General features: G+C 63.2%; 9 protein-coding genes. 4 read left to right on the top strand and 5 right to left on the bottom strand.

Annotation, left to right across the window (positions count from 1 at the left end; all coding sequences use genetic code 11):
• Positions 1-36: 36 nt before the first annotated feature.
• From EI969_RS17895 to EI969_RS17885, 3 genes are all read right to left on the bottom strand, one after another.
• The gene (locus EI969_RS17895) at positions 37-1,437 is read right to left on the bottom strand and encodes an aspartate aminotransferase family protein (RefSeq protein WP_160388961.1); all 1,401 of its coding nucleotides are present in this window, start codon (positions 1,435-1,437) and stop codon (positions 37-39) included.
• Between the two features lie 183 nt (positions 1,438-1,620).
• On the bottom strand, positions 1,621-2,946 hold the full coding sequence (locus EI969_RS17890) for an ATP-binding protein (protein ID WP_160388960.1): 1,326 nt from the start codon (positions 2,944-2,946) through the stop codon (positions 1,621-1,623).
• Positions 2,943-3,623 carry a response regulator gene (locus tag EI969_RS17885; RefSeq protein ID WP_008020398.1) on the bottom strand — a complete coding sequence of 227 codons (681 nt, stop codon included), beginning with the start codon at positions 3,621-3,623 and terminating at the stop codon, positions 2,943-2,945. Before EI969_RS17885 ends, EI969_RS17890 begins: the two co-directional genes overlap by 4 nt.
• A gap of 310 nt (positions 3,624-3,933) precedes the next feature.
• Between EI969_RS17885 and EI969_RS17880 the strand changes: the two genes are divergently transcribed.
• The 4 genes from EI969_RS17880 (at position 3,934) to dsbG (ending at position 8,082) form a co-directional block, all read left to right on the top strand.
• Positions 3,934-4,653 carry a hypothetical protein gene (locus EI969_RS17880; RefSeq protein ID WP_160388959.1) on the top strand — a complete coding sequence of 240 codons (720 nt, stop codon included), beginning with the start codon at positions 3,934-3,936 and terminating at the stop codon, positions 4,651-4,653.
• Positions 4,654-4,748: 95 nt separating this feature from the next.
• On the top strand, positions 4,749-6,485 hold the full coding sequence (gene dsbD, locus EI969_RS17875; protein WP_160388958.1) for a protein-disulfide reductase DsbD: 1,737 nt from the start codon (positions 4,749-4,751) through the stop codon (positions 6,483-6,485).
• Positions 6,485-7,339: a TlpA disulfide reductase family protein gene (locus EI969_RS17870; RefSeq protein ID WP_160388957.1), complete on the top strand. Its 855-nt coding sequence runs from the start codon at positions 6,485-6,487 to the stop codon at positions 7,337-7,339. Before dsbD ends, EI969_RS17870 begins: the two co-directional genes overlap by 1 nt.
• Positions 7,315-8,082, top strand: a complete 768-nt coding sequence (gene dsbG / locus EI969_RS17865; RefSeq protein ID WP_160388956.1) for a thiol:disulfide interchange protein DsbG — start codon at positions 7,315-7,317, stop codon at positions 8,080-8,082. Before EI969_RS17870 ends, dsbG begins: the two co-directional genes overlap by 25 nt.
• Before the next feature lie 147 nt (positions 8,083-8,229).
• On the opposite strand, the gene EI969_RS17860 is transcribed toward dsbG, so the two are convergent.
• Both EI969_RS17860 and EI969_RS17855 read right to left on the bottom strand, forming a co-directional pair.
• The gene (locus EI969_RS17860; RefSeq protein ID WP_160388955.1) at positions 8,230-9,042 is read right to left on the bottom strand and encodes an alpha/beta fold hydrolase; all 813 of its coding nucleotides are present in this window, start codon (positions 9,040-9,042) and stop codon (positions 8,230-8,232) included.
• Between the two features lie 205 nt (positions 9,043-9,247).
• Positions 9,248-22,246: a non-ribosomal peptide synthetase gene (locus tag EI969_RS17855; protein ID WP_160388954.1), complete on the bottom strand. Its 12,999-nt coding sequence runs from the start codon at positions 22,244-22,246 to the stop codon at positions 9,248-9,250.
• Between the last annotated feature and the right edge of the window lie 132 nt (positions 22,247-22,378).

Below are 22,378 nucleotides of genomic sequence, written 5' to 3'. Positions count from 1 at the left end.
CGTTATGTAGAAGGAACGTTGCGCGCAGCGAAAAATTTATAGGTCGCGGGTGGCCGCAGCCAGGGCCCGGCCGAAAATCCCGGTCACCTGATCGATTTCCGCAGCACTGATCACCAGCGGCGGCAGGAAGCGCACCACCGCGCCATGACGGCCACCGAGCTCCAGGATCAAGCCGCGCTTGAGGCATTCACGCTGCACCAGCGGTGCCAGGCGGGCGAAGGCCGGTGGATGACCCTGGGCATCCAGCGCACCCGTCGGATCGACCAGTTCGACACCGAGCATCAAGCCACGCCCACGAATATCGCCCAGTTGCGGGAAGTCCCGCTGCAGGATGCGCAGGTGCTCGGCCAGGCGCTCGCCCATCGCGGCGGCATGCTCGCAGACCTTGTGTTCGACCAGATAACGCATCACCGCGGAACCGGCGGCCATGGCCATCTGGTTGCCACGGAACGTCCCCGCATGGGCACCCGGCAGCCAGGTGTCGAGCCAGTCGCGGTAGACCACCACCGCCAGCGGCAGGCTACCGCCGATGGCCTTGGACATCACCACGACATCGGGAATGATCCCGGCGTGCTCGAAGGCGAACATCTTGCCGGTGCGGGCGAATCCACTCTGGATCTCATCGACGATCAGCGCGACACCCGCCTTTTCGGTGATCCGCCGCACACCGCGCAGCCAGTCCAGATCCGCCGGGATCACCCCGCCCTCGCCCTGCACCACTTCCACAATCACCGCCGCCGGTAGTTGCACACCAGCCTCGGGATCGTTGAGCAGGTTTTCCAGATAACTCAGGTTGGCGTTCACCCCTTGCGCACCGCCGAGCCCGAACGGGCAGCGGTAATCGTATGGATATGGCATGAACTGCACGCCGCTGCCAAGCAAGGCGCCCAAAGGTTTTTTCGGCCCAAGGCTGCCCATCAGGCTCAACGCGCCCTGGCTCATGCCGTGATAACCGCCCTGGAACGAGATCACGGTGCTGCGGCCGGTGGCGGTACGCACCAGTTTCAGGGCAGCTTCCACGGCGTCGGTGCCGGTGGGGCCGCAGAACTGGATCTTCGCTTCAGCGGCCAGCGCAGGCGGCAGCAGACCGAACAGATCCTGAACGAACTGGTCCTTGACCGGCGTGGTCAGGTCCAGGGTGTGCAGCGGCAGTTCATCGGACAGCACTTGTTGGATGGCTTGGATCACCACCGGGTGGTTGTGCCCCAGGGCCAGCGTCCCGGCACCGGCCAGGCAGTCGATGAACGTGCGGCCTTCGACGTCTTCGACATGGATGCCCTTGGCGCGCTTGAGCGCCAGGGGAATGCGTCGCGGATAGCTGCGGGCGTTGGATTCCTGCTGACTCTGACGGGCGAGCAATGGCGATTCGTTGAACTGATAAAGCGTCTCGGCGGACGTCGCCGGCTGCTCTTCGATAAGGCTGGTAGCGACTGACATCTCTCTAACCCTCAATGAAGTTTTCCTGTTCTGGAAACGCATCAGCGCTTGAGGGATTTAGGCGGTAACACGCAAACCTCTGCTCGCGATGGACTCAAGAACACCGCGTGCATTCAGAAAGCACGCGTTTTCGTTTTCGACCATCGCGAGCAGAGCTCGCGCCTACAGTGGCATGTGGTGTTTTCAGACCGGTTGCAGTGGCATCGTCAGCTCGACCCGCAGGCCATCCGGTCGGCTATCGAATTGCAACGTGCAGCCGCAACGCTGGACGATGGCCTGGACAATCGCCAGCCCCAGGCCACAACCGGTGCTCTGGCCGTTGCGCCAGAAGCGCTGGGTCAAGTGTTGCAAATCCTCTTCGGCAATCCCCGGCCCATGGTCGCGCACCACGAACTGCACTCGATTGCCGGTGGTTTCCAGGCTCAACTCCACGGCCTTGTCGGCGGGGGTATGGCGCAGTGCGTTGTCGAGCAGGTTGCGCAGCGCGGCAATCGACAGCACGGCGGGCATTTGTACAGGTGCCGCGGAGACCTTGCCCGGCGCCTGGAACCTGATGCGCTGGCGATCACCGCTCGCCGAGTCCTGGATCGCCAGTTTCGCCACTTGCTCGGCGTTGCACTGCACACCGTCGTCAAACGACAGGCTGCCCTCGACTCGCGCCAGCAGCAGCAATTGCTCGAGGGTGCGGTGCATGCGGTCCGCCCCTTCTTCGGCGCGCGCCAGGGACTGGTCCCGGGCGTTGCCGTCGGTCATGCGCGCCACTTGCAGGTGGGTCTTGATGGCGGTCAGCGGGCTGCGCAGCTCATGGGCCGCGTCCCCGGTCAGGCGGCGCTCGCGTTCGATGGTCTTGCCGATGCGCTGCAGCAACTGGTTCTGGGTTTCCAGCAAGGGTTGCAACTCGCTGGGCAACGGCTGGATCTGCAACGGCTCGAGGGAGTCGGCACTGCGGCGCATCAAGGCGTCACGCATGCGGTTGAGCGGCGCCAGCCCCTGGCCGATGCCCAGCCAGAGCAGGCACAGGCAACCAAGCAGCGCCACGCCCACCGGTACCGAGGCGGCCAGCAGGATCGACATGTTCAACGCCTCGCGTTCGATCTGCCGGTCGGCGGTGGTGATGCGCAGATCGCCCCGGGCCAGGGTGAAACTGCGCCAGGGCGCGCCGTCGATCATCTGATCGTGAAAGCCCAGTTTCTCGGCCTCCAGGGTCTGCTGCGGATCGGTATGGCTGCGGGCAAGGATTTCACCGCGCAGCGAGCTGACCTGACAGGCCATGCCTCCCGGAATGTTCAGTTGTTCGGCGCTGAAGTGGGTGCCCTCGCCCTTGCTCGGCACAGGCGGCAGTTGCTCCATCAGGCCGGCGACCATGCGCGCCGACGCCACCAGGCGCTGGTCGAGGGAAAACATCATCTGATTGCGCAGATCGCTGAGCATCCAGGCCGCGGCCAGGGCCCAGATCAGCGCAAACGCGGCACCGAGCGTCAGGCTCAGGCGCAAACGCAGACTCATCACTTCGATTCTTCTCCGCCATCAGCCGGCCCCAGGCGATAGCCCAGGCCGCGCACGGTCTCGACAATGCCGTTGCCGAGCTTGCGCCGCAGGTGATGGATATGGACGTTGAGGGCGTTGCTCTCCAGTTCGTCGTTGAAACCGTAGACGCTGTCCTTCAATTGCTCGGTGGACAGCACCCGGCCACGGTTATGCAACAAGGCCTGCAGCAGCGACTGCTCGCGACGCGAGAGGTCCACCGGCTGGCCTGCAAGTGTGGTTTCGCGGCTGCTCGGGTCGTAGGTCAGGGCGCCGTGTTCGATCAGGTTGACGCTGCGCCCCGCCACCCGCCGCAACAGCGTGTGCAAGCGCGCAGCAAGCTCACGCAGGTCGAACGGTTTGAGCAGGTAATCATCGGCGCCGGCCTGCAGGCCATCGACACGGTCGGTGACCGAATCACGCGCGGTGAGGATCAGGACCGGCAGTTCCAGGCCTTGATGACGCAATTGCTGGAGCAGCTTGAGACCGTCTTCGTCCGGCAGGCCGAGGTCGAGCACCATGACATCGAACTCCGCGACCTTCAGCATCGCCCGGGCGGCGGACGCGGTGGCGACGTGCTCCACGGTCAGGCCCTGGGCGGTCAGACCGGCGACAATGCCGCTGGCGATCAGCTCATCGTCTTCACAAACCAGTACGTGCATGGCAGATCCCTGATTAAAAACGTGAGTCAAGCAGGTGAGGATTAAGGCTCAATTATGACAAGCCATTTGAATGAGGAGAAGCGCCAGGACCGCCCCGAGCCGTTGTATCAGCTACCACCTGCCCTTTGAACAAGCCTGAAACAACTAACATTTAACCAGGCAATTTAAACAACGAAACAAAGCTCACTGAATAGATCTTTAAAAACTGCATAAAGTCATACAACTGGCGCCCCCCTCACACTATCGCCAGACTGAATATAGATCCAAACCTACCGCTGAATAACATCGATAAACTGAAAGGAATCAGAACATGCGTACATTAAAAAACATGGTCGCCGTCGATTGGCGATCCGGAAAAGATCGTTATTACTTCTTTTTCACAGACACCGAAACCTACACCCGCTTCGATATTGGAGACAACAGCGTTCCTGACGGATACCCAGCATCAGTCACGCCAGATAATTGGGACAGCTTTCACTCGGAGGTCAAAAACCTGCGATTCGGGTTCTCAACCACCAATCTTTACAAGTTCGATGGGCAGGAAGCTTTTGACCGGGATTATCTTCTGCTCTTCTATTACGAAGGCAAAACACCCATGTGCTGCTGGTACGACCAAGATGATGACAAGGTAACTCGCCGTCGACCCGTGGCAACTACTCATTGGCGCCCTATTCTTCCGTACTTTGATAAAATTGTGGCGGGCACATGGTGGGAAACCGGCGGTGCAAACTGGATAGGCAAACCGTCACCCTTTCGATTCCTTATGAGCGACGGGCAGTGTTTCTGGTTTGATATTTATAGGTCGGATGTGCTCCTTCAGCCCATCGATGAACAGACCTGGCCTGGCTTGGCACCGTACAAGGATCGGATTCTCACCGGCGTACAAAATGACCGAACTCTGGCACAGAGTCATTTCCATATCTTCCTGACCAATAATGAGTTCATGACCTATACCATTCCTAATGGCGAACTCGTGCACGGCCCCGAGAAAGTCGATGAACAGACCTGGCCCGGTCTGCTTCGCGACTGAGCCCGGCCACGCCACCGCAGGTAAGCGGTGGTTAATCATCGGTTAATCGCCGCCATCCATTGTGCTTCTCACTTGCACAGGGACAAGGCTTACCCATGCGTCGATTGTTTTTCCTCTTTGCTCTATTGATCTCGGGCCTGGCCCAGGCCAGTACCAATCCGTTCGAAACCAAACCTGACTTTCTTCCGGTCGGCAACGCCTTCATTTTTACTTCCGAACGCCTGGAATCCGGTGAAACCCAGCTGTTCTGGCAGATTGCCGACGGCTATTACCTGTATCAGAAGCGCCTGAAATTCGATGGCCTGCCGGAACAGCACAAACCCGTGCTACCGGAGGGCGAAGCCCACAGCGACGAGTTTTTCGGCGAGCAGCAAGTCTACCGCCAGGGTCTGGAACTGAAGATACCGGCCGGTGCCAGCGGCCAGGTCAAGGTCAGTTACCAGGGTTGTGCCGATGCCGGTTTGTGTTATCCGCCGCAAACCCAAGTCGTGGACCTGGGTAACGTCAATGCGCAGAGCGCGGCCAATGAAGCACCAGACCAGGCGCTGGCCAGCAGCCTGCAACAACGGGCACTGGGCTGGAGCCTTTTGTTGTTCTTCGGCCTTGGCCTTCTGCTGGCCTTCACCCCGTGTTCATTGCCGATGCTGCCGATTCTGGCCGGGTTGATCGTCGGTAGCGGCGCCACGCCCAAACGCGGTTTCGCCCTGGCCAGCAGTTACGTGGTCAGCATGGCGCTGGTGTATGCGGCGATGGGGGTTGTGGCCGCCTCCCTCGGTGCGAACCTGCAAGCCTGGATGCAGAACCCCTGGCTGCTGGGCAGTTTCGCGGCGATATTCGTGTTGCTGGCACTGCCGATGTTCGGTTTCTTCGAACTGCAACTGCCGGTGGCCGTGCGTGATCGACTGGAAAACGTTTCGCGCAATCAGCGCGGCGGCAGCCTGATCGGCGCCGGAGTGCTGGGAGCCCTGTCCGGCCTGCTGGTCGGTCCCTGCATGACCGCACCGCTGGCCGGCGCCCTGCTCTACATCGCGCAAAGCGGTAACGCGCTGCATGGCGGATTGATCCTGTTTGTCATGGGCATCGGTATCGGCGTTCCGCTGCTGTTGCTGGTAACCGTCGGCAATCGCTTCATGCCCAAGCCCGGCGCCTGGATGAACCTGGTCAAAGGCATCTTCGGTTTCCTGTTCCTCGCCACCGCGCTGCTGATGTTGCGCCCGGTGCTGGACGAATCCCTGTGGATCGGCCTGTGCGGTGCCCTGCTGTTGATCACGGCCTACAGCGCCTGGAAGCAGTCGGAAGGTTTCGGCCGTATCGCGCACCTGTTTGGCGCCAGCTCGTTGCTGCTCGGTTTGTGGGGCAGCCTGCTGGTGATCGGGGCGGCCGGTGGCAGTGACGACCCGTTCAAACCGTTGCAGGTCTTCCGTGCCTCGAACCAGGCGGTGGCCGCCGTGCCGGTTGGCCACGATGCCTTCACCACCATCAAGGACCCGCAAGCCTTGCAACGTGAACTCGACGCGGCACAGGCTCGGGGCCAGTGGGTGCTGCTGGACTACTACGCCGACTGGTGCGTGTCGTGCAAGGTCATGGAAAAACAGGTGTTCGGCAAAACCAACGTCATGCAAGCCCTCAGCGATGTGCGCTTGCTCCGCCTGGACGTCACCGCCGACAATGCCGCCAGCCGCGAGCTGCTCGGCCGTTACAAAGTGCCGGGGCCACCGAGCCTGCTGTGGATTGGCGCTGACGGTGAAGAGCGGCGTAGCCGGCGCATCACCGGCGAGGTCGATGCGGAGACTTTCCTGCAACGCTGGACCACCACCCGAGACGCCCGTTAATGCTGACCTTCACCCTCGGCACCTTTGCCATCGCGCTCAATCACCTGCTGCTGATCAGTGCGCTGGCGCTGGCCACTTTTGTCGGCTGGCGGGTCGCCAAGCGTGGCGGCGAAAACCCCGAGTCGGCGCTGTTCAGCCTGTTTCTGCTGGGCATGCTCGCGGCCCGGATCAGTTTCGTGGTGGTGTATTGGACGCACTACCGCAACGATCCGTGGCAGGTCATCGACCTGCGCGATGGCGGCTTCCTCGCCTGGCCCGGGGTGATTGTCGTTGTGCTTGCCACGCTGTATCGAGGCTGGCGTCGCCCGGGTTTGCGCCGTCCATTGGGCTTTGGCGCGGCCAGCGGCCTGGCGTTCTGGTTATTGGCAACGTTCTCCCTGTCGATCTATGAACAAGGCACACGCCTGCCGGAAATCACCCTGCGCAATGCCGCCGGCGAAACCGTGCAGTTGGCCGACTACAAGGGCGGCCCGTTGGTGATCAATCTCTGGGCCACCTGGTGCCCGCCGTGCCGCCGGGAAATGCCGGTGCTGGAAAACGCCCAGCAACAGCGGCCGGACCTGACGTTCCTGTTCGTCAATCAGGCGGAAAGCATGCAGAGCGTGGCGACCTTTCTGGAAACCCAGGGCCTGAGTTTGTCCAACGTGCTGTTCGACGGCGGCGGACGACTGGGCCAGGCCGTCGGTTCCATGGCATTGCCGACTACGCTGTTCTACAACCCCGAAGGTCGCCTGCTGGGCAGCCATCTGGGTGAGTTGTCGGACGCCAGCCTGGCCCGCGCGCTGGAAAATTTCGACACCGTACCCGCCACTTCTTCAAGGAAACTGCCATGCCCCGCCTCCGCCACCTGCTGACCCTGAGCCTCGGTGCCGTCCTGTTGCACCTGCCATCGGTGCAGGCCGAAGAGCTGCCCGATGCCGTCAAGAAAATCGAGGCCAAGGGCGCGAAAATCGTCGGCCAGTTCGATGCCCCCGACGGTTTGCGCGGTTATGCCGCGCAGTATCAGGGCCGCGGTATGGCGCTGTACCTGACACCTGACGGCAAACACGTGTTGCTGGGCAACCTGTACGACGCCGAGGGCAATGATCTGAGCAGCGCGCCGTTGCAGAAACTGGTGTATGCGCCGATGGCCAAGGAAGTCTGGGCCAAGTTCGAAACCAGCAACTGGATCGGCGACGGTAAAAAGGATGCACCGCGCGTGGTGTACCTCTTCAGCGACCCGAATTGCCCGTACTGCAACATGTTCTGGGAACAGGCGCGGCCCTGGGTCAAGGCCGGCAAGGTGCAGTTGCGCCACATCATGGTGGGCATCATCCGCGAAGACAGCCCGGGGAAATCCGCCGCACTGCTCGCCGCCAAAGACCCGGAAAAAGCCCTGCAAGACCACGAAGCCGCCGGCAAGGGCAGTTCGCTCAAGGCCTTGAAGGAAGTGCCGCCAGCCGTTCAGGCAAAACTGGCGGCCAACATGCAATTGATGGAAGAGCTGGAGTTGCAGGCGACACCGGCGATTTTCTACATGGACGACAAGGGGGAACTGCAACAACAGCAGGGCGCGCCGTCGCCGGACAAGTTGGCGAAGATTCTCGGGCCGAAGTAAGTAGTCCGCCGTCGGATTCACGGTGATAACGCTGACGCCATCGCGGGCATGCCCGCTCCCACAGGAGTCTAGGGTGCCCACAAAATATGTGTTCACCACCTGCCCTTGTAGGAGCGGGCATGCCCGCGATGGGGCCAGGACAACCGGCTAAGTTCTCTCAGCTAAAAAATTCAGCAGTTCGGTGGTGACGAACCCGGGATTCTCCAGATTGGAAATATGCCCCGCCTCCGGCACCAATACACACGGACAACCAATCAATTCGGCCATTTCTCGAGCTTCACTCGGTGGCCGAGGCTTGTCCTGGTCGCCGCACATCACCAGTGTGTTCGCTGCGTCCAGTTCGCCCAGTCGTGATAACTGGTCATCGCGTCCAAATGTAATCCGCCCCATCGGCACGATACTTTCACGCAGGCGATCCGCCGGTAGAGCCGCGAGGGAAGCACAAAAATCCCGGTAGAGCGCCGACTGCGAACCAATGCCCGGCCGGAAGAAAATCGGCACCACGATATCCAGCAGTTCTGGCGTGATGACACCAGCCTCTTCGATCTGCTTCAACAGTGAAAAGTAATACTGGCGAGTCGGCTCCGGCTCGGCGCCCAGGTAGCTGTCCATCAGCACCAGCCCGTTGATGCGCTGCGGCGCCGACAGCGCCAGGCGCGCGCCCCACATGCCGCCCACCGACAGGCCGACCAGCGTTATCCGCTCGATGTCCAGATGGTCGAGAAGGAGCAGGGCCTGACGCGCAATGTCATCAAGTGACGTGGTACCGACAGGTATTGGCCCGGATTGGCCATGTCCCCAAAGATCGAGGGCAATCACTCGATACTGCTGCGCCAGCGCCGCAATCTGCGGCGCCCACATACCCTGGTCCCACAGGTAACTACCGGCCAGCAGCACCACCGGGCCGCTGCCTTGATCGATGTAGTGAAGGGCTTGTCCGTCTATCGTTACGAAGGGCATCGACTGTCTCCGCGAGCAAAAATGGGAGCCGGAAGACTGAGCGGCAGACAGTCCATCGTCAACCGTAGGAGTGTGTGCGCTTGTGCCACCGCCTTCGCTGACAAGCCAGCTCCCACAGGTTTTGAGGTGTTCATATCTCATGAGTCCACCACCGAACTTGCAGGAGCCCGCTTGCCCGCGATGAGGTCCCTCCAGCCGCTGGAGACTACAACCCCTCCAGCTCCGCCATCAGGTCATTCAAGCGATCCACCTTCTCCTCGGTGATATCCGTCGCCGCCAGCCCCTCGATGTACCCGGCCAGCTCCTCGACCGTGCTGCATTCGAACATCGCACGCAGCGGCACATCCCGCTGCAGGGTTTTCTGCACCCGTGAGGCGATTTGCGTGGCCAGCAGCGAATGCCCGCCCAATTCGAAGAAGTTGTCGCGAACGCCTACCCGTTCGACCTTCAACACCTCGGCCCAGATGTCAGCCAGGGTCTGCTCCAGTTCATTGCGCGGGGCCTCGTAGTCCTGACTCTGAATCTGGCCGATCTCCAGCGCCGGCAGGGCCTTGCGGTCCAGTTTGCCGTTGGCGTTGAGTGGCATCTTGTCCAGCCATAGCCAGTGCAGCGGCACCATGTATTCCGGCAGTTCGGCGCGCAAGCGTTGCTTGATGCGCTCAAGACTTTCCGCCGGACTCAGCGAGAGGCCCGCCGCGACCAAATAGCCGACAAGGTGCTTGCCATTCACGCCTTCCTGCACGCCAACCGCCGCATCACGAATCTCCGGCTGCTCATGCAGGCGCGCTTCGATCTCACCCAACTCGATGCGGTAGCCGCGAATCTTGATCTGGTGGTCGACCCGGCCAACGTATTCCAGAACACCATCACTGCGACGGCGGGCCAGGTCGCCGGTGCGATACAGGCGTTCACCGGGTGCGCCGAACGGATTTGGCACAAACACCGGGGCGGTGCGCAGCGGATCGCTGACATAGCCGCGACCGACCCCGGTCCCTGCCACGCACAGTTCACCCACCGCGCCCAACGGCACCAGCTCCAGCGCTCCGTCGAGCAGGTACAAACGGTTGTTGTCGGTCGGCGTTCCGATCGGCAGGTAGCTGCCGCGAGTCGACGCCATATCGACACGGAAGAACGCCACGTCGTCCGAGCACTCCGCCGGACCGTAGGCGTTTACCAGGCCGATGTCCGGATAGCGCTGCAACCATTGATGCGCCAGCTCCGGCGGCATCGCCTCACCGGTCGGCAGCATCCAGCGCAGACCGTCGAGGCTCATGCGCTCCTGGGCGAGCATGCCCTGGATCAGCGACGGCACGCTTTCCAGCACGGTGATGCCCTGGGTCGCGACATGCGCCAGCAAGCCCTGGGGATCATGGGCGACGGTGTTCGGCACGATGTCCACCCGTGCGCCGAACAACGGCGCGGCGAGGAACTGCCACACGGAAATGTCGAAGCTTTGCGAGGCGGTCTGGGCGATGACGTCGGCGTCGCTCAGGTTCAGGTACGGCACCTTGCTCAACTGGTTATTGAGCATGCCGCGCTGTTCGACCATCACGCCTTTGGGCAAACCGGTGGAACCGGACGTGTAGATCACGTAGGCCAGGTTGTCCGGGGTGCTGTAAATACCAGGATTGTCCGCCGACAATGCCAGGGCCTGAACCTCCTCCCAGACCAGCAGTCGTGGCCGGCTGACGCAGGCGAATTCGTCGAGCAGAGCCTGCGCCTGTTCACGGCACGCTTCGGTGCACACCAGCAATGGCGTGCGGCTCAGGTCGATGATCCGGCTCAGACGCTGAGTCGGCAGCCCCGGGTCCAGTGGCAGGTAACCCGCCCCCGCCTTGAAGCTGCCGATGATCATGCCCAGCAATTCGAGGCTGCGTTCGGCCAGCAGCGCCACCGGTTGATCGCGCCCGACTCCGGCGGCGATCAGCGCATGACCGAGACGGTTGCTGCGCTGGTTCAGCTCCAGATAACTGTACTGGCGGTCCAGACAACTGGCGGCAATCCGCTGCGGGTGCATCGCGACCTGGGTTTCGAACATCGCAACGTAGCTCTGTTCCAGCGGATAGTCGTGTTCGCTCTGGTTGCAACCATGGATGAGGAAGTCCAGCTCCTCGGTACCCAACAACGGCAGGTCGGCCATGTCGCCATGGAAGCCGTCCACCAGCGCCAGCAGCAATCGCTTGAACTCGCCGAGCATGCGTTCGACCGTGGCCTCATCGAAGTAGCGCTGGTCGTAGGACAGGTGCAAGCCCAGGTCATCCCCCGGATAACACACGGCCGTCAGCGGGAAGTTGGTGTGCGTACGGCCCGAATCCGAGGTCGCGTGGAGGCTTTGCGCTCGGTCCAGCACCGAGACTTCCACCGGGGCGTTTTCAAACACGAACAGGCTGTCGAACAGCGGTTGGCCTTTCGGTAGTTCGCTTTGTTCCTGGATATTCACCAGCGGCAGGTATTCGTATTCACGCAGTTGCATGTTGCTGTCGAGCAGCCCGCTGAGCCACTGGCGCACGCTGCAACGCTGACCGTCCTCGGGCATTTTCACTCGCAGCGCGATGCTGTTGATGAACAGGCCGACGGTGCGCTGCATCTGCGGCATGTCCACCGGACGTCCGGCCACGGTGACGCCGAACAGCACGTCGCGATCACCGCTCATGCGCCGCAGCACCAGCGCCCACGCCGCCTGGGCGAAGGTGTTGATGGTCAACTGATGGGCCTGGGCCAGTTCGCGCAATTGCGCACCGTCACGGGCATCGAGCCTTGTGTAGCAGTCGCCGACGATCATGCCGCCGCTGTCGCCGGCATGTTCGCGCAGCAATGGCCGGTCGCTCGGGATCGGCGTGGTCCGTTCGAAGCCTTGCAGGTTGGTTTTCCACCATTGCCGCGCTTCGGCCAGGCTCTGGCGTTGCAGCCAGCCGATGTAGTCGCGATAGCGCGGCGGCACCGCTAATTGCGCTTCCCGGCCTTCGCCCAGGGCGCTGTAGATTTCGAAGAAATCGTTCATCAGCAGCGAACGGCACCAGGCATCGATGAGGATGTGGTGGTTGCTCATCATGAACCAGTAGCGCGCCGCGCCGACCCGGATCAGGCGCAAGTGGAACGGCGCCTGGTTGAGCAGATCGAAACCCGCCTCGCGTTCGGTCTTGAGCAAGGTTTGCAGCTTCGGCTCTTGCTCGGCTTCGCCAATGTCGCTCCAGTCGAGGTACTCGATCGGCGTGCTGCCCGGTTTGTGGATCACTTGCAGCATGTCTTCGCCGACGTTCCAGCAGAACGACGCGCGCAACGCTTCGTGGCGGGCGATCACTGCTTGCCAGGCCTGGGCGAAACGCTGCGGATCGAGCTCGCTGTTGATGCGATAGCGGTCCTGCATGTAGTACAGGCCGGTGCCCGGCTCCAGCAAGGTGTGCAACAGCATGCCTTCCTGCATCGGGGTCAACGGGTAGACGTCTTCGATGACAGCGGCCGGCACCGGCAGTGCATCCAGTTGCGCCTGATCGAGCTGCGCCAGAGGGAAATCCGACGGCGTCAGGCCGCCCGCGTCATCGCGCAGGCAATGCTCGATCAGGCTGCTCAACTCGCAGAGGTAGGCATCGGCCAACTCGCCGATGGTTGTCGGATCGAAGCGTTCGGCACTGAACGTCCAGCGCAACACCAGTTCACCGCCATACACCTGACTGTCGACGCTCAGCTCGTTGGGCAACGGCGCATTGGCATCGTGGGCCGCGCCGATGGCTTCATCCAAAGGATGGAACAACGCGTCGGACCCGAAGCTCTGGTCGAACTGGCCAAGGTAGTTGAAGGTGATCGGTGCCTGCGGCAACGCCGCCATGCTGTGGCGACTCGGTTCATCGGCGAGGTAGCGCAGCACGCCATGACCGAGGCCTTTGTGCGGCACGGCGCGCAATTGCTCCTTGATCGCCTTGATCGACGCGCCCTGCCCGGCGGCCTCTTCGACGTTCGACGGCGTCAGGCGCAGCGGATAGGCGCTGGTGAACCAGCCGACGGTGCGGGTCAGGTCGATCTCGTCGAACAGCGCTTCGCGGCCGTGGCCTTCCAGTTGAATCAGCGCCGATGGCTGACCGCTCCAGCGGCACAGCACCCGGGCCAATGCGGTCAACAACAAGTCGTTGACCTGGGTGCGATAAGCACTCGGTGCCTGTTGCAGCAACTGCCGCGTACGCTCGCTGTCGAGACGCACGCTGACAGTTTGCGCGTGGCGGTTCTGCCGTCCGCCATCAGGGTGATCGCAGGGCAAACCGGCTGTTGGCCCGGCCAGTTGCGCCTGCCACCAACCCAGTTCTTCACGCAGGGACTCACTGCCGGCGTAGGCCTGCAAGCGAGCAGCCCAGTCCTTGAAAGCGCTGGTTTTCGCCGGCAGTTTCACCGCCTGCTGCGCATCCTGTTGGCGGTACACCGTTTGCAGATCATCCAGCAGCACCCGCCACGACACTCCGTCCACCACCAAGTGGTGAATGGCGATAAACAAACGCTGCTGGCTTTCAGGTCCATCGACCAGCAATACGCGCAGCAACGGCCCCTCTTCCAGGTCAAGACTGCGTTGAGCATCGGCGAACAGGGCGGCGCACTTGTCCATCGACGAAACCCGCACTTGCCACAGCACCGGCGCATCGCAGATCGGCTGGTGCATGGCCTGCCATTGACCGGCGACCTTGCTGAAGCGCAGGCGCAAGGCGTCGTGCTGTTCGATCAGCGCCAGCAGCGCTTGCTCCAGACGATGAGGCTCCAGGACCGCCGCCGGCTGCAGCAGCAACGCCTGGTTCCAGTGCTGGCGTTGCGCGATGTCGGTGTCGAAGAACCAGTGCTGGATAGGCGTCAGGTGCGACTCGCCCATGATCAGGCCCTGCTCGGCGCTGATCTGCTCGCTGCGAGTGGCGACGGCGGCGAGGGTCTGCACCGTCTGGTGCTGGAACAGGTCGCGAGGGCTGAAGTGGATGCCCTGCTGCCGCGCCCGGCTGACCACCTGGATCGACAGGATCGAGTCGCCGCCCAGTTCGAAGAAGTTGTCGTTCAGACCCACCTGAGCGACGTTCAGCACGTCGCACCAGATCTGCGCGAGCGTGACTTCGAGCTCGTTGCTCGGCGCCACGTAATCCTGGCGATTCGACTCCGGGTCCGGCGCCGGGAGCGCGCGGCGGTCGAGTTTGCCGTTGGCGGTCAGTGGCATGCTCGCCAGCAGGATCAGGTGCGCGGGCACCATGTAATCGGGCAATTGCGATTTCAAATGGGTCTTGAGCGACTCACGCAATGCGCTTTGTTGTGCTTCGTCCTGTTCGGCAACATCGGTCACCAGGTAACCGGCCAGTTGCTTGCCGCTCGGGGCATCCAGCGCCAACACCACGGCTTCACGGATCGACTCGTGCTCCAGCAGACGGGTTTCGATTTCACCGAGTTCGATGCGGAATCCGCGAATCTTCACTTGATGGTCAATACGACCCAGGTACTCCACCAGGCCATCGGCACACTGACGCACCAGGTCGCCGGTGCGGTAAATACGCCCGCCGTCTTCTGCGAACGGATCCGCCACAAAACGTTCAGCCGTCATCCCCGGTCGCTGGTGATAACCCTGCGCCAGCCCCGCGCCACCGACGTACAACTCCCCCGTCGCGCCTTGCGGCACCAACGCCAGATCGGCATCGAGAATGTAGGCCACGCGGTCGCCGATCACGCTGCCGATCGGCACGCTGCCGACGCCATCCTGCAGCACTTCGGGCGCCAGGCTGGCCAGCGGCATGACCACGGTCTCGGTCGGGCCGTAGGCGTTGAAGAACTGGCTCGGCGTGAACGCTGCGCGAATGCGCGACAGGTGTTCACCGGTCAGCGCTTCGCCGCCGGTGATGATCATGCGCACCGGCAGGGTCTGGTCCCGGGTCGCCAGCCATTGCGCCAATTGGCTGCCATAGCTCGGCGTGAAACCGAGCACATTGATCCGGTGACGACGGATCAGGTCACAGATTTCTTCCGCGTCCCACTGTCCTTGAGCCCGCAGCACCACTTGCGCGCCGCTGAGCAGCGGCACCAGCAAACGCTCGGTGGCGGCGTCGAAGTTGATCGAATAGAAGTGCAGTTCGCAGTCGTCGGCGCGCATGCCGAAACGCTCGATCACCGCGCGGCAATGCATGGCGATTTCACCGTGGGACACCACCACGCCCTTGGGTTTCCCGGTCGAGCCCGAGGTGTAGATCAGGTAGGCCTGATGCTGCGGCAAGCTGATCAGCGGCAGCTCGGTGACCGGGTAACGGGCGAGCGCGGCCGCGTCTTCTTCCACGCACCAGCGGCCAACCGTTGGCGGTAGCTCGCCGAGCGCCTTGAACATCGCCGCATCGCTGAGCAGCAAACCGACGCCGCTGTCTTCGATCATGTAATGCAAGCGGTCCAGCGGGTATTCCGGGTCCAGCGGCACATACGCACCGCCGGCCTTGAGGATCGCCAGCAAGCCGATGACCATCTCCAGCGAACGTTCCAGCGCCAGCCCCACACGCACCTGCGGTCCGACGCCACGCTCACGCAGCATCCAGGCCAGGCGATTGGCGCGGCTGTCGAGTTCGGCGTAGCTCAGGGTCTGCCCGGCGAAAGTCAGGGCCGGCGCGTCCTGGCGCATCAGGGCTTGCTCGGCGAACAGATGGTGGATGCATTGATCCAGCCGATGTTCGCCCGCCTCGACGCCGAGGCTGTCGAGCAGACGTTGTTGTTCGCCGGATGCCAGCAGCGGCAACTCGCTCAGGCGCTGTTGCGGATCGGCGATCAGCGCCTCCAGCAGATTGCGCCAATGCCCCGCCATGCGGGCGATGCGCGGTTCGTCGAACAGGTCGGTGCTGTAGGTCAGGCAGCAACCGAGGCGATGGTCGAGGTCGGTGACTTCCAGGTTGAGGTCGAACTTGGTCGCGCGGGCATCGTTGGCCAGGTACTCGACCGTCATGCCGGCCAGGGTCCGGCTTTGCTGGAACTCCCAGCGTTGCACGTTGCACATCACCTGGAAGAGTGGGTTGTAGGCCGCGCTGCGCGGTGGCTGCAAGGCTTCCACCAGATGGTCGAACGGCAGATCCTGATGGGACTGGCCCTCGATCACCGTATGGCGCACCTGCTCGAACAGTTCGCCGACAGACATCTGCCCGTCGAGCTGGCAGCGCAGCACCTGGGTGTTGAGGAATGCGCCGATCAGCCCTTCGCTTTCCGGCCGGATGCGGTTGGCCACCGGCGCGCCGATGCGCAGATCGGTCTGGCCGCTGTAGCGGTACAGCAGCGTCGCCAGGGCGGCGGTCATGGTCATGAACAGGGTCAGGCCGTGTTGCGCATTGAAGGCGCGGACCCGTGCCGCAAGATCATCGCTCAGGTCGAAGCGGTACAACTCACCCTGATGGCTTTGCACCGGCGGGCGCGGACGGTCGGCCGGCAACTCCAGCAGCGGGTGTTCGCGGCCCAGTTGCGTGGTCCAGTAGTCGAGCTGGCGCTGACGTTCGCCGGACTCCAGCCACTGCCGCTGCCACACGCTGTAGTCCAGGTACTGCACCGGCAACGGCGCGAGCGGCGACTCACGTTCATCGACATAGGCTTCGTACAGCGCGCTCAGCTCCCGGGCAAAGATGTCCATCGCCCAGCCTTCGGTGACGATGTGGTGCAACGTCAGCACGAGGTAGTGTTCCTGCTCGGCGGTCTTGACCAGGCACGCGCGCAGCAAGGGGCCGGTTTCCAGATCGAACGGCTGGTGCGCTTCATCGTCGGCCAGTTGCTGGACCTGCCACTCGCGGCCGTCGGCATCCAGCGCAGTGAAATCCTTCCACGCCATGCGCACTCCGGTTTGCGTGTGCACCTGCTGGCGGGCGACGCCGTCGATGCTCGGGAAGGTGGTGCGCAAGGTTTCGTGACGCATGATCAAGGCTTGCAGCGCCGCTTCGAAACGCGCGACATCCAGCACGCCGCGCAGCCGCGCCATGCCGCCGACGTTGTAGGCCGGGCTGTCCGGCTCCATCTGCCAGAGGAACCACATGCGCTGCTGAGAATACGACAGCGGCACCGCCTGACTGCGGTCGACTTTTTCAATCGGCGGCTGTTTGTTGGTGCTGCCGCTGGCCTGGATCAAGCGAACCTGTTCGGCAAATGCACCCAGTTCGCTGTGCTCGAACAGCGCTCGCAGTGGCAACTCGACGTCGCAGGCCTGACGGGTACGGGAGATGATTTGCGTGGCCAGCAGCGAGTGGCCGCCGAGTGCAAAGAAATCATCGCGCAGACCGACTTGTGCCAGGCCCAGCACCTGGCGCCAGATAGCGGCGATCTGTCGTTCCAGTTCGCTCACCGGCTCGACGTGTTCGCGCACCTGCCATTGCGGCTCCGGCAAGGCGCGGCGGTCGAGTTTGCCGCTTGGGCCCAGGGGCATTTCTTCCAGGCGCATCAGCTGTGCCGGGACCATGTACTCCGGTAGCTCTGCCGCCAGCGCCGCTTTCAGGCGAGCCGTCTGCGCATCGATGGCTTCGCTGGTGTCGGTGGCGGTGAAGTAACCGATCAGTTGCCCGCCCGCCGACGTTTCGCGCACCAGCACCACCGCTTGGGCGACACCCTCCTGCGCCAGCAGGCGTGCTTCGATTTCTTGCGGCTCGACGCGGAAGCCGCGCAGTTTGACCTGCTGATCGAGGCGTCCGAGATATTCAATCACGCCATCGCCCATCCAGCGTGCACGGTCACCGGTGCGGTACAGGCGTGCGCCATGCTCGCCCAACGGATCGACGACAAAGCGTTCGGCGGTCAGGCCCGGACGGCCCAGATAGCCGCGGGCCAGGCCCACGCCGCTGATGCACAACTCACCCGGCACGCCGGCCGGCACCGGATTGAGCTCGCTGTCGAGCACGCGGCAGATCACATTGCCCAGCGGCCGGCCAATCGGCGAGCGTTCGCCGTCAGCGCCGGAGCACTGCCAGTGCGTGACGTTGATCGCGGTTTCGGTCGGGCCGTAGCGGTTGTGCAGCTGTACCGCCGGCAGTTGCGCCAGCACGCGGTTGCGCAGCTGCGCAGGCAAGGCTTCGCCGCCGGAGAACACCCGGCGCAGGCTGGAACATTGGGCACTGAGCGGTTCGTCGATGAGCAGCGAAAGCAGTGGCGGCACGAAGTGCAACGTGGTCACGCCATGCGCTTGCACAAGCTGTGCGATGCGCTGCGGATCGCGGTGTTCGCCAGGGCCGGCGATCACCAGTCGTGCACCTGTGATCAGCGGCCAGAAGCACTCCCACACCGACACGTCGAAGCTGATCGGCGCCTTTTGCATCAGCACATCGGTTTCGTTCAGTTGATAGGTCTGCTGCATCCATTGCAGGCGCTCGGCCAGCGCCGCGTGGGTGTTGCCGACGCCTTTTGGCTGGCCGGTGGAGCCGGAGGTGTAGATCACATAGGCGAGGTTGTCACCGTGCAGGTGCAGGCCCGGCGACTGGCTCGGCCAGCTCTCCAGGTGCAAGGCATCCATGGCGATCACGCTGACGCCGTCGCTGGCCGGCAACCGGTCGAGCAGTTCAGTCTGGGTCAGCAGCAGTTCAACGCCGCTGTCGTTGAGCATGTAGGCCAGGCGGTCGGCCGGGTAGTCCGGATCCAGCGGTACATAGGCACCACCGGCCTTGATGATCGCCAGCAGGCCGATCAGCAGTTGCGGCGAACGTTCGCAGGCGATGGCCACGCAGACATCCGGGCCGACGCCCTTGTCGCGCAGGTAATGGGCCAGGCGGTTGGCGCGGGTGTGCAGTTCGGCGAAGTCCAATTGACCGCCGTCCCACAAAAGTGCGGTGCGCTGCGGGGTCAATCGGGCTTGTTCGTTGAGCAGCTCCGGCAGCCATTGGCTGGCAGGTGCGCACGGCGCAACGGACCAGTTGGCTTGCTGATCGTGCTCGGGTTCAGTCAGCAGTTGCAGATCGCCGAGGGCCGTTTGTGGGCGCTCGCAGACTTCACCCAACAGGTTGGCGTAATGCTCGGCCAGACGCTCGATGGTCGTCGCATCGAACAACTCGCTGGCGTAGTCGAAGGACAGGCTCAAGCGACCGTTGCGATCTTCTTCACTGTGCAACTGCAGATCGAACTTGGCTTCGCGGCTGTGCCACGGCAGCTCTTCGGCCAGTAACCCCGGCAGGCGTTTCAAGGCACTGAGGTCGCGCTGCTGGTGGTTGAACATGACCTGGAACAGACCCTGCTCGCGAGCCTGCGGGAAGGCTTCAAGCAATTGCTCGAACGGCAGGTCCTGATGCGCTTGCGCACCCAATGCCGCCTGACGGGTTTGCCCCAGCAGTTCAACGAATGGCTGGCGTGAATCCACCTCGGCGCGCAGCACCTGGGTGTTGATGAAAAAGCCGATCAAGCCCTGGGTTTCCAGGCGTGGCCGGTTGGCGTTCGGTACGCCGATGCGGATGTCACGCTGGCCGCTGTAGCGATGCAACAACGTCTGGAACGCGGCGAGCAACAGCATGAAGGAAGTTGATTCATGAGCCTGGGCGGTCTGGCGAATCGCATTGCTCAGGGCCGCGCCCAGACGCACCGTGTGGCGGGCGGCGCTGTGCTGTTGTTGTGCCGAGCGCGGATGGTCGGTGGCCAGGTTCAGGGTCGGATGTTCATCGCCCAAGCGGTCTTTCCAGTAGGCCAGTTGCCGCTCACCCTCCCCTTGCGCCAGCCATTGGCGCTGCCAGCTGCCGTAATCGGCGTACTGCGTCGGCAATGGCGCCAGCAGCGCTTGCTGGCCCTGGGAAGCCGCCGCATACAGGCGCGAGAACTCGTCGATCAGCACATTCAGCGACCAGCCGTCGGCGATGATGTGGTGCAGGGTCACCAGCAACTGATGATCCTCATCGTCGAGGCGTACGAGCGTCACCCACAGCAGCGGCCCCTGTTGCAGATCGAACTGGGTACGGGCTTCGTCCTCGCGGATTTGCACTGCGCGGGCTTCACGCTCGGCAGCCGGCAGGTCACTGATGTCGATCATTTGCAGGTTGAATTCAGTGGCCGGATCGACCTGTTGCAACGCCACGCCATCACGCTCGAAGAATCGCGTGCGCAGGGATTCGTGGCGCTCGATCAACTGCTGGAAACTGCCGCGCAACGCGTCCTCATCCAGCTCGCCACGCAAGCGCAAGGCACCCGGAATGTTGTAGGCGCTGCTGTGCGGGTCGAGTTGCCAGGTGATCCACAAACGGTTTTGTGCCAGCGATTGCGGCATTGGTTGCTGGCGCGACAGCGCAGTGATCGCGCCCTGGGCCAGGCCACCGTCCTGCTGCTGACGGGCCACGACATCAGCGAATGCGCCGAGGGTCGGCGCTTCGAACAGCAGGCGCAGGTTCAACTCCAGCCCCAGCTCCTCACGCAGGCGCGCCACCACTTGCGTCGCGGCGATGGAGTTGCCGCCGAGCAGGAAGAAATGATCGTCGGCGCCCACCTGCCCAACCTGCAACTGTTCGCACCAGATGCGACCGATGAGATCTTGCAGCTCGGAGCCCGACTCGACCAGCCCTGCACTTTCGGCGCTGGCCGACGGGAATACCGCATAGCTGTCGAGGCTGCCATCCGCCAGGCGACTGCGGCACGCCGAGCGCTGCAATTTGCCGCTGGAGGTCTTGGGCAGCGCACCCGGGTTGAGCAGCACCACCACGCTCGGTGCCTCCTGATACGCCTCGGCGACGGCCTGGCGAATGGCTTTGATCAGGGATTCGGGCGGCAGGATTTTCTGCACGCTGCGGCTGATTTCGGCGGCGATGCCGATGCCTTCCTGACCATCGACAGTGACGGCAAAGGCGGCAACGCGGCCCTTGCGCACCACTTCCACTTCACGTTCGACGGTCTGCTCGATGTCCTGCGGATACAGGTTGTGCCCGCGCACGATCAGCATGTCTTTCAGGCGGCCGGTGATGAACAGTTCACCGTCGCGCATGAAACCCAGGTCGCCGGTGCGCAGCCAGGTCTGGCCAGCGTGCTGGACGAAGGTCTTGGCGGATGCCTCGGGGTTGCGCCAGTAACCGAGGGCGATGCTCGGCCCGCTGGCCCAGACTTCGCCGACGACGTTGTCGGCCTGTTCGCTGAGCGAGACCGGGTCGATGATCAGCACGGCGTGAGCCGGCTGGCTGCTACCACAGCTCATGATCGGGCTGCCCTCGCCCGCTTCGACCCGGTTCTGCGCCAGGGCCTGATCGTCCACCCGCAGGTTGCCGATGCCTTCGCCGCGCGGCGTGCCGGCCACGAACAGCGTGGCCTCAGCCAGGCCATAGGAGGCCATGAAGCTGTCCGCGCTGAAGCCGCAGGTCGCGAACTTCCCGGCGAAGCGTTCCAGGGTGTCGAGGCGAATCGGTTCGGAACCGGAATACGCCACGCGCCAGCCGCTCAGGTCGAGCCGTGCCAGGGCCGACTCGCTGACCCGCTCACTGCACAGGCGATAGGCAAAATCCGGCCCGCCGCTGATGGTGCCGCCGTATTCGCTGATCGCCTCCAGCCAGCGCAATGGCCGGCCGAGGAAGTACGCAGGCGACATCAACACACAAGGCACGCCGCTGAAAATCGGCTGCAGCAGGCCGCCGATCAGGCCCATGTCGTGGTACAGCGGCAGCCAGCTGACGATCACGTCGTCAGGGTTGAGGTCGATGCCGAAACCGTGACGAATCAGCAACTCGTTGGCCACCAGGTTGCCGTGGCTGACTTGCACGCCCTTGGGCAGCGCGGTGGAGCCGGAGGTGTATTGCAGGAACGCGATGTGGTCGTCCTGCAAATCCGCTGCGACCCAGCGTTCGGCCAGCGCCTCGTCGAGGGTATCGACACACAGCAACGGCGGCGCCCCTTCGATTTGCTGCAACGCATCGCGCAGGCCGGCGCTGGTCAGCAGCAGGCGCGGCTGGGCATCGCTGATGATCGACAGCAGGCGTTCCTGGTGATGACGGCGCGCCGATTCCGGCGGGTAGGCCGGCACCGCGATCACTCCGGCGTACAGGCAACCAAAGAACGCCGCGACGTAATCCGGACCGCTGGGGAACAGCAACACGGCGCGATCGCCGAAATCCGCCTGAGCCTGCAATGCGCCGGCAATCATCCGCGCCCGTTGATCCAGCTCGCGATAACTGAGCACCACAGCGTGTTCCGGGGTCTCGGCGAGAAAACGCAGGGCCACCCGATCCGGCGTCAGGGCCGCGCGGCGCTGAAGGGCTTGGACCATTGTGCTGGGGAGTTCGAACGCGTCGGTCATGAGGTTTCCTGCCTGATTTCGGCTTGCAATTGGAATCGGTTTTCTGACGTCGCACCCTGATCGAGGGCGCGCGGGACGCGGTCTTCGCCGACCGCGCAAGGCATTGGCAATGCGCTTGTGACCGGGGCTGCT

This window comes from Pseudomonas sp. PB101 (assembly GCF_009764265.1).
Lineage (GTDB): Bacteria > Pseudomonadota > Gammaproteobacteria > Pseudomonadales > Pseudomonadaceae > Aquipseudomonas.
Note: the sequence above shows the minus strand (reverse complement) of the source record. Positions and strands in the feature narration are given on the sequence as shown.

Bases quoted from the DNA above. Each gene is read 5' to 3' on its own strand.
- EI969_RS17895 (WP_160388961.1), bottom strand. From the start codon at position 1,437: ATGTCAGTCGCTACCAGCCTTATCGAAGAGCAGCCGGCGACGTCCGCC.
- EI969_RS17885 (WP_008020398.1), bottom strand. From the start codon at position 3,623: ATGCACGTACTGGTTTGTGAAGACGATGAGCTGATCGCCAGCGGCATT.
- EI969_RS17880 (WP_160388959.1), top strand. From the start codon at position 3,934: ATGCGTACATTAAAAAACATGGTCGCCGTCGATTGGCGATCCGGAAAA.
- dsbD (WP_160388958.1), top strand. From the start codon at position 4,749: ATGCGTCGATTGTTTTTCCTCTTTGCTCTATTGATCTCGGGCCTGGCC.
- EI969_RS17870 (WP_160388957.1), top strand. From the start codon at position 6,485: ATGCTGACCTTCACCCTCGGCACCTTTGCCATCGCGCTCAATCACCTG.
- dsbG (WP_160388956.1), top strand. From the start codon at position 7,315: ATGCCCCGCCTCCGCCACCTGCTGACCCTGAGCCTCGGTGCCGTCCTG.
- EI969_RS17860 (WP_160388955.1), bottom strand. From the start codon at position 9,042: ATGCCCTTCGTAACGATAGACGGACAAGCCCTTCACTACATCGATCAA.
- EI969_RS17855 (WP_160388954.1), bottom strand. From the start codon at position 22,246: ATGACCGACGCGTTCGAACTCCCCAGCACAATGGTCCAAGCCCTTCAG.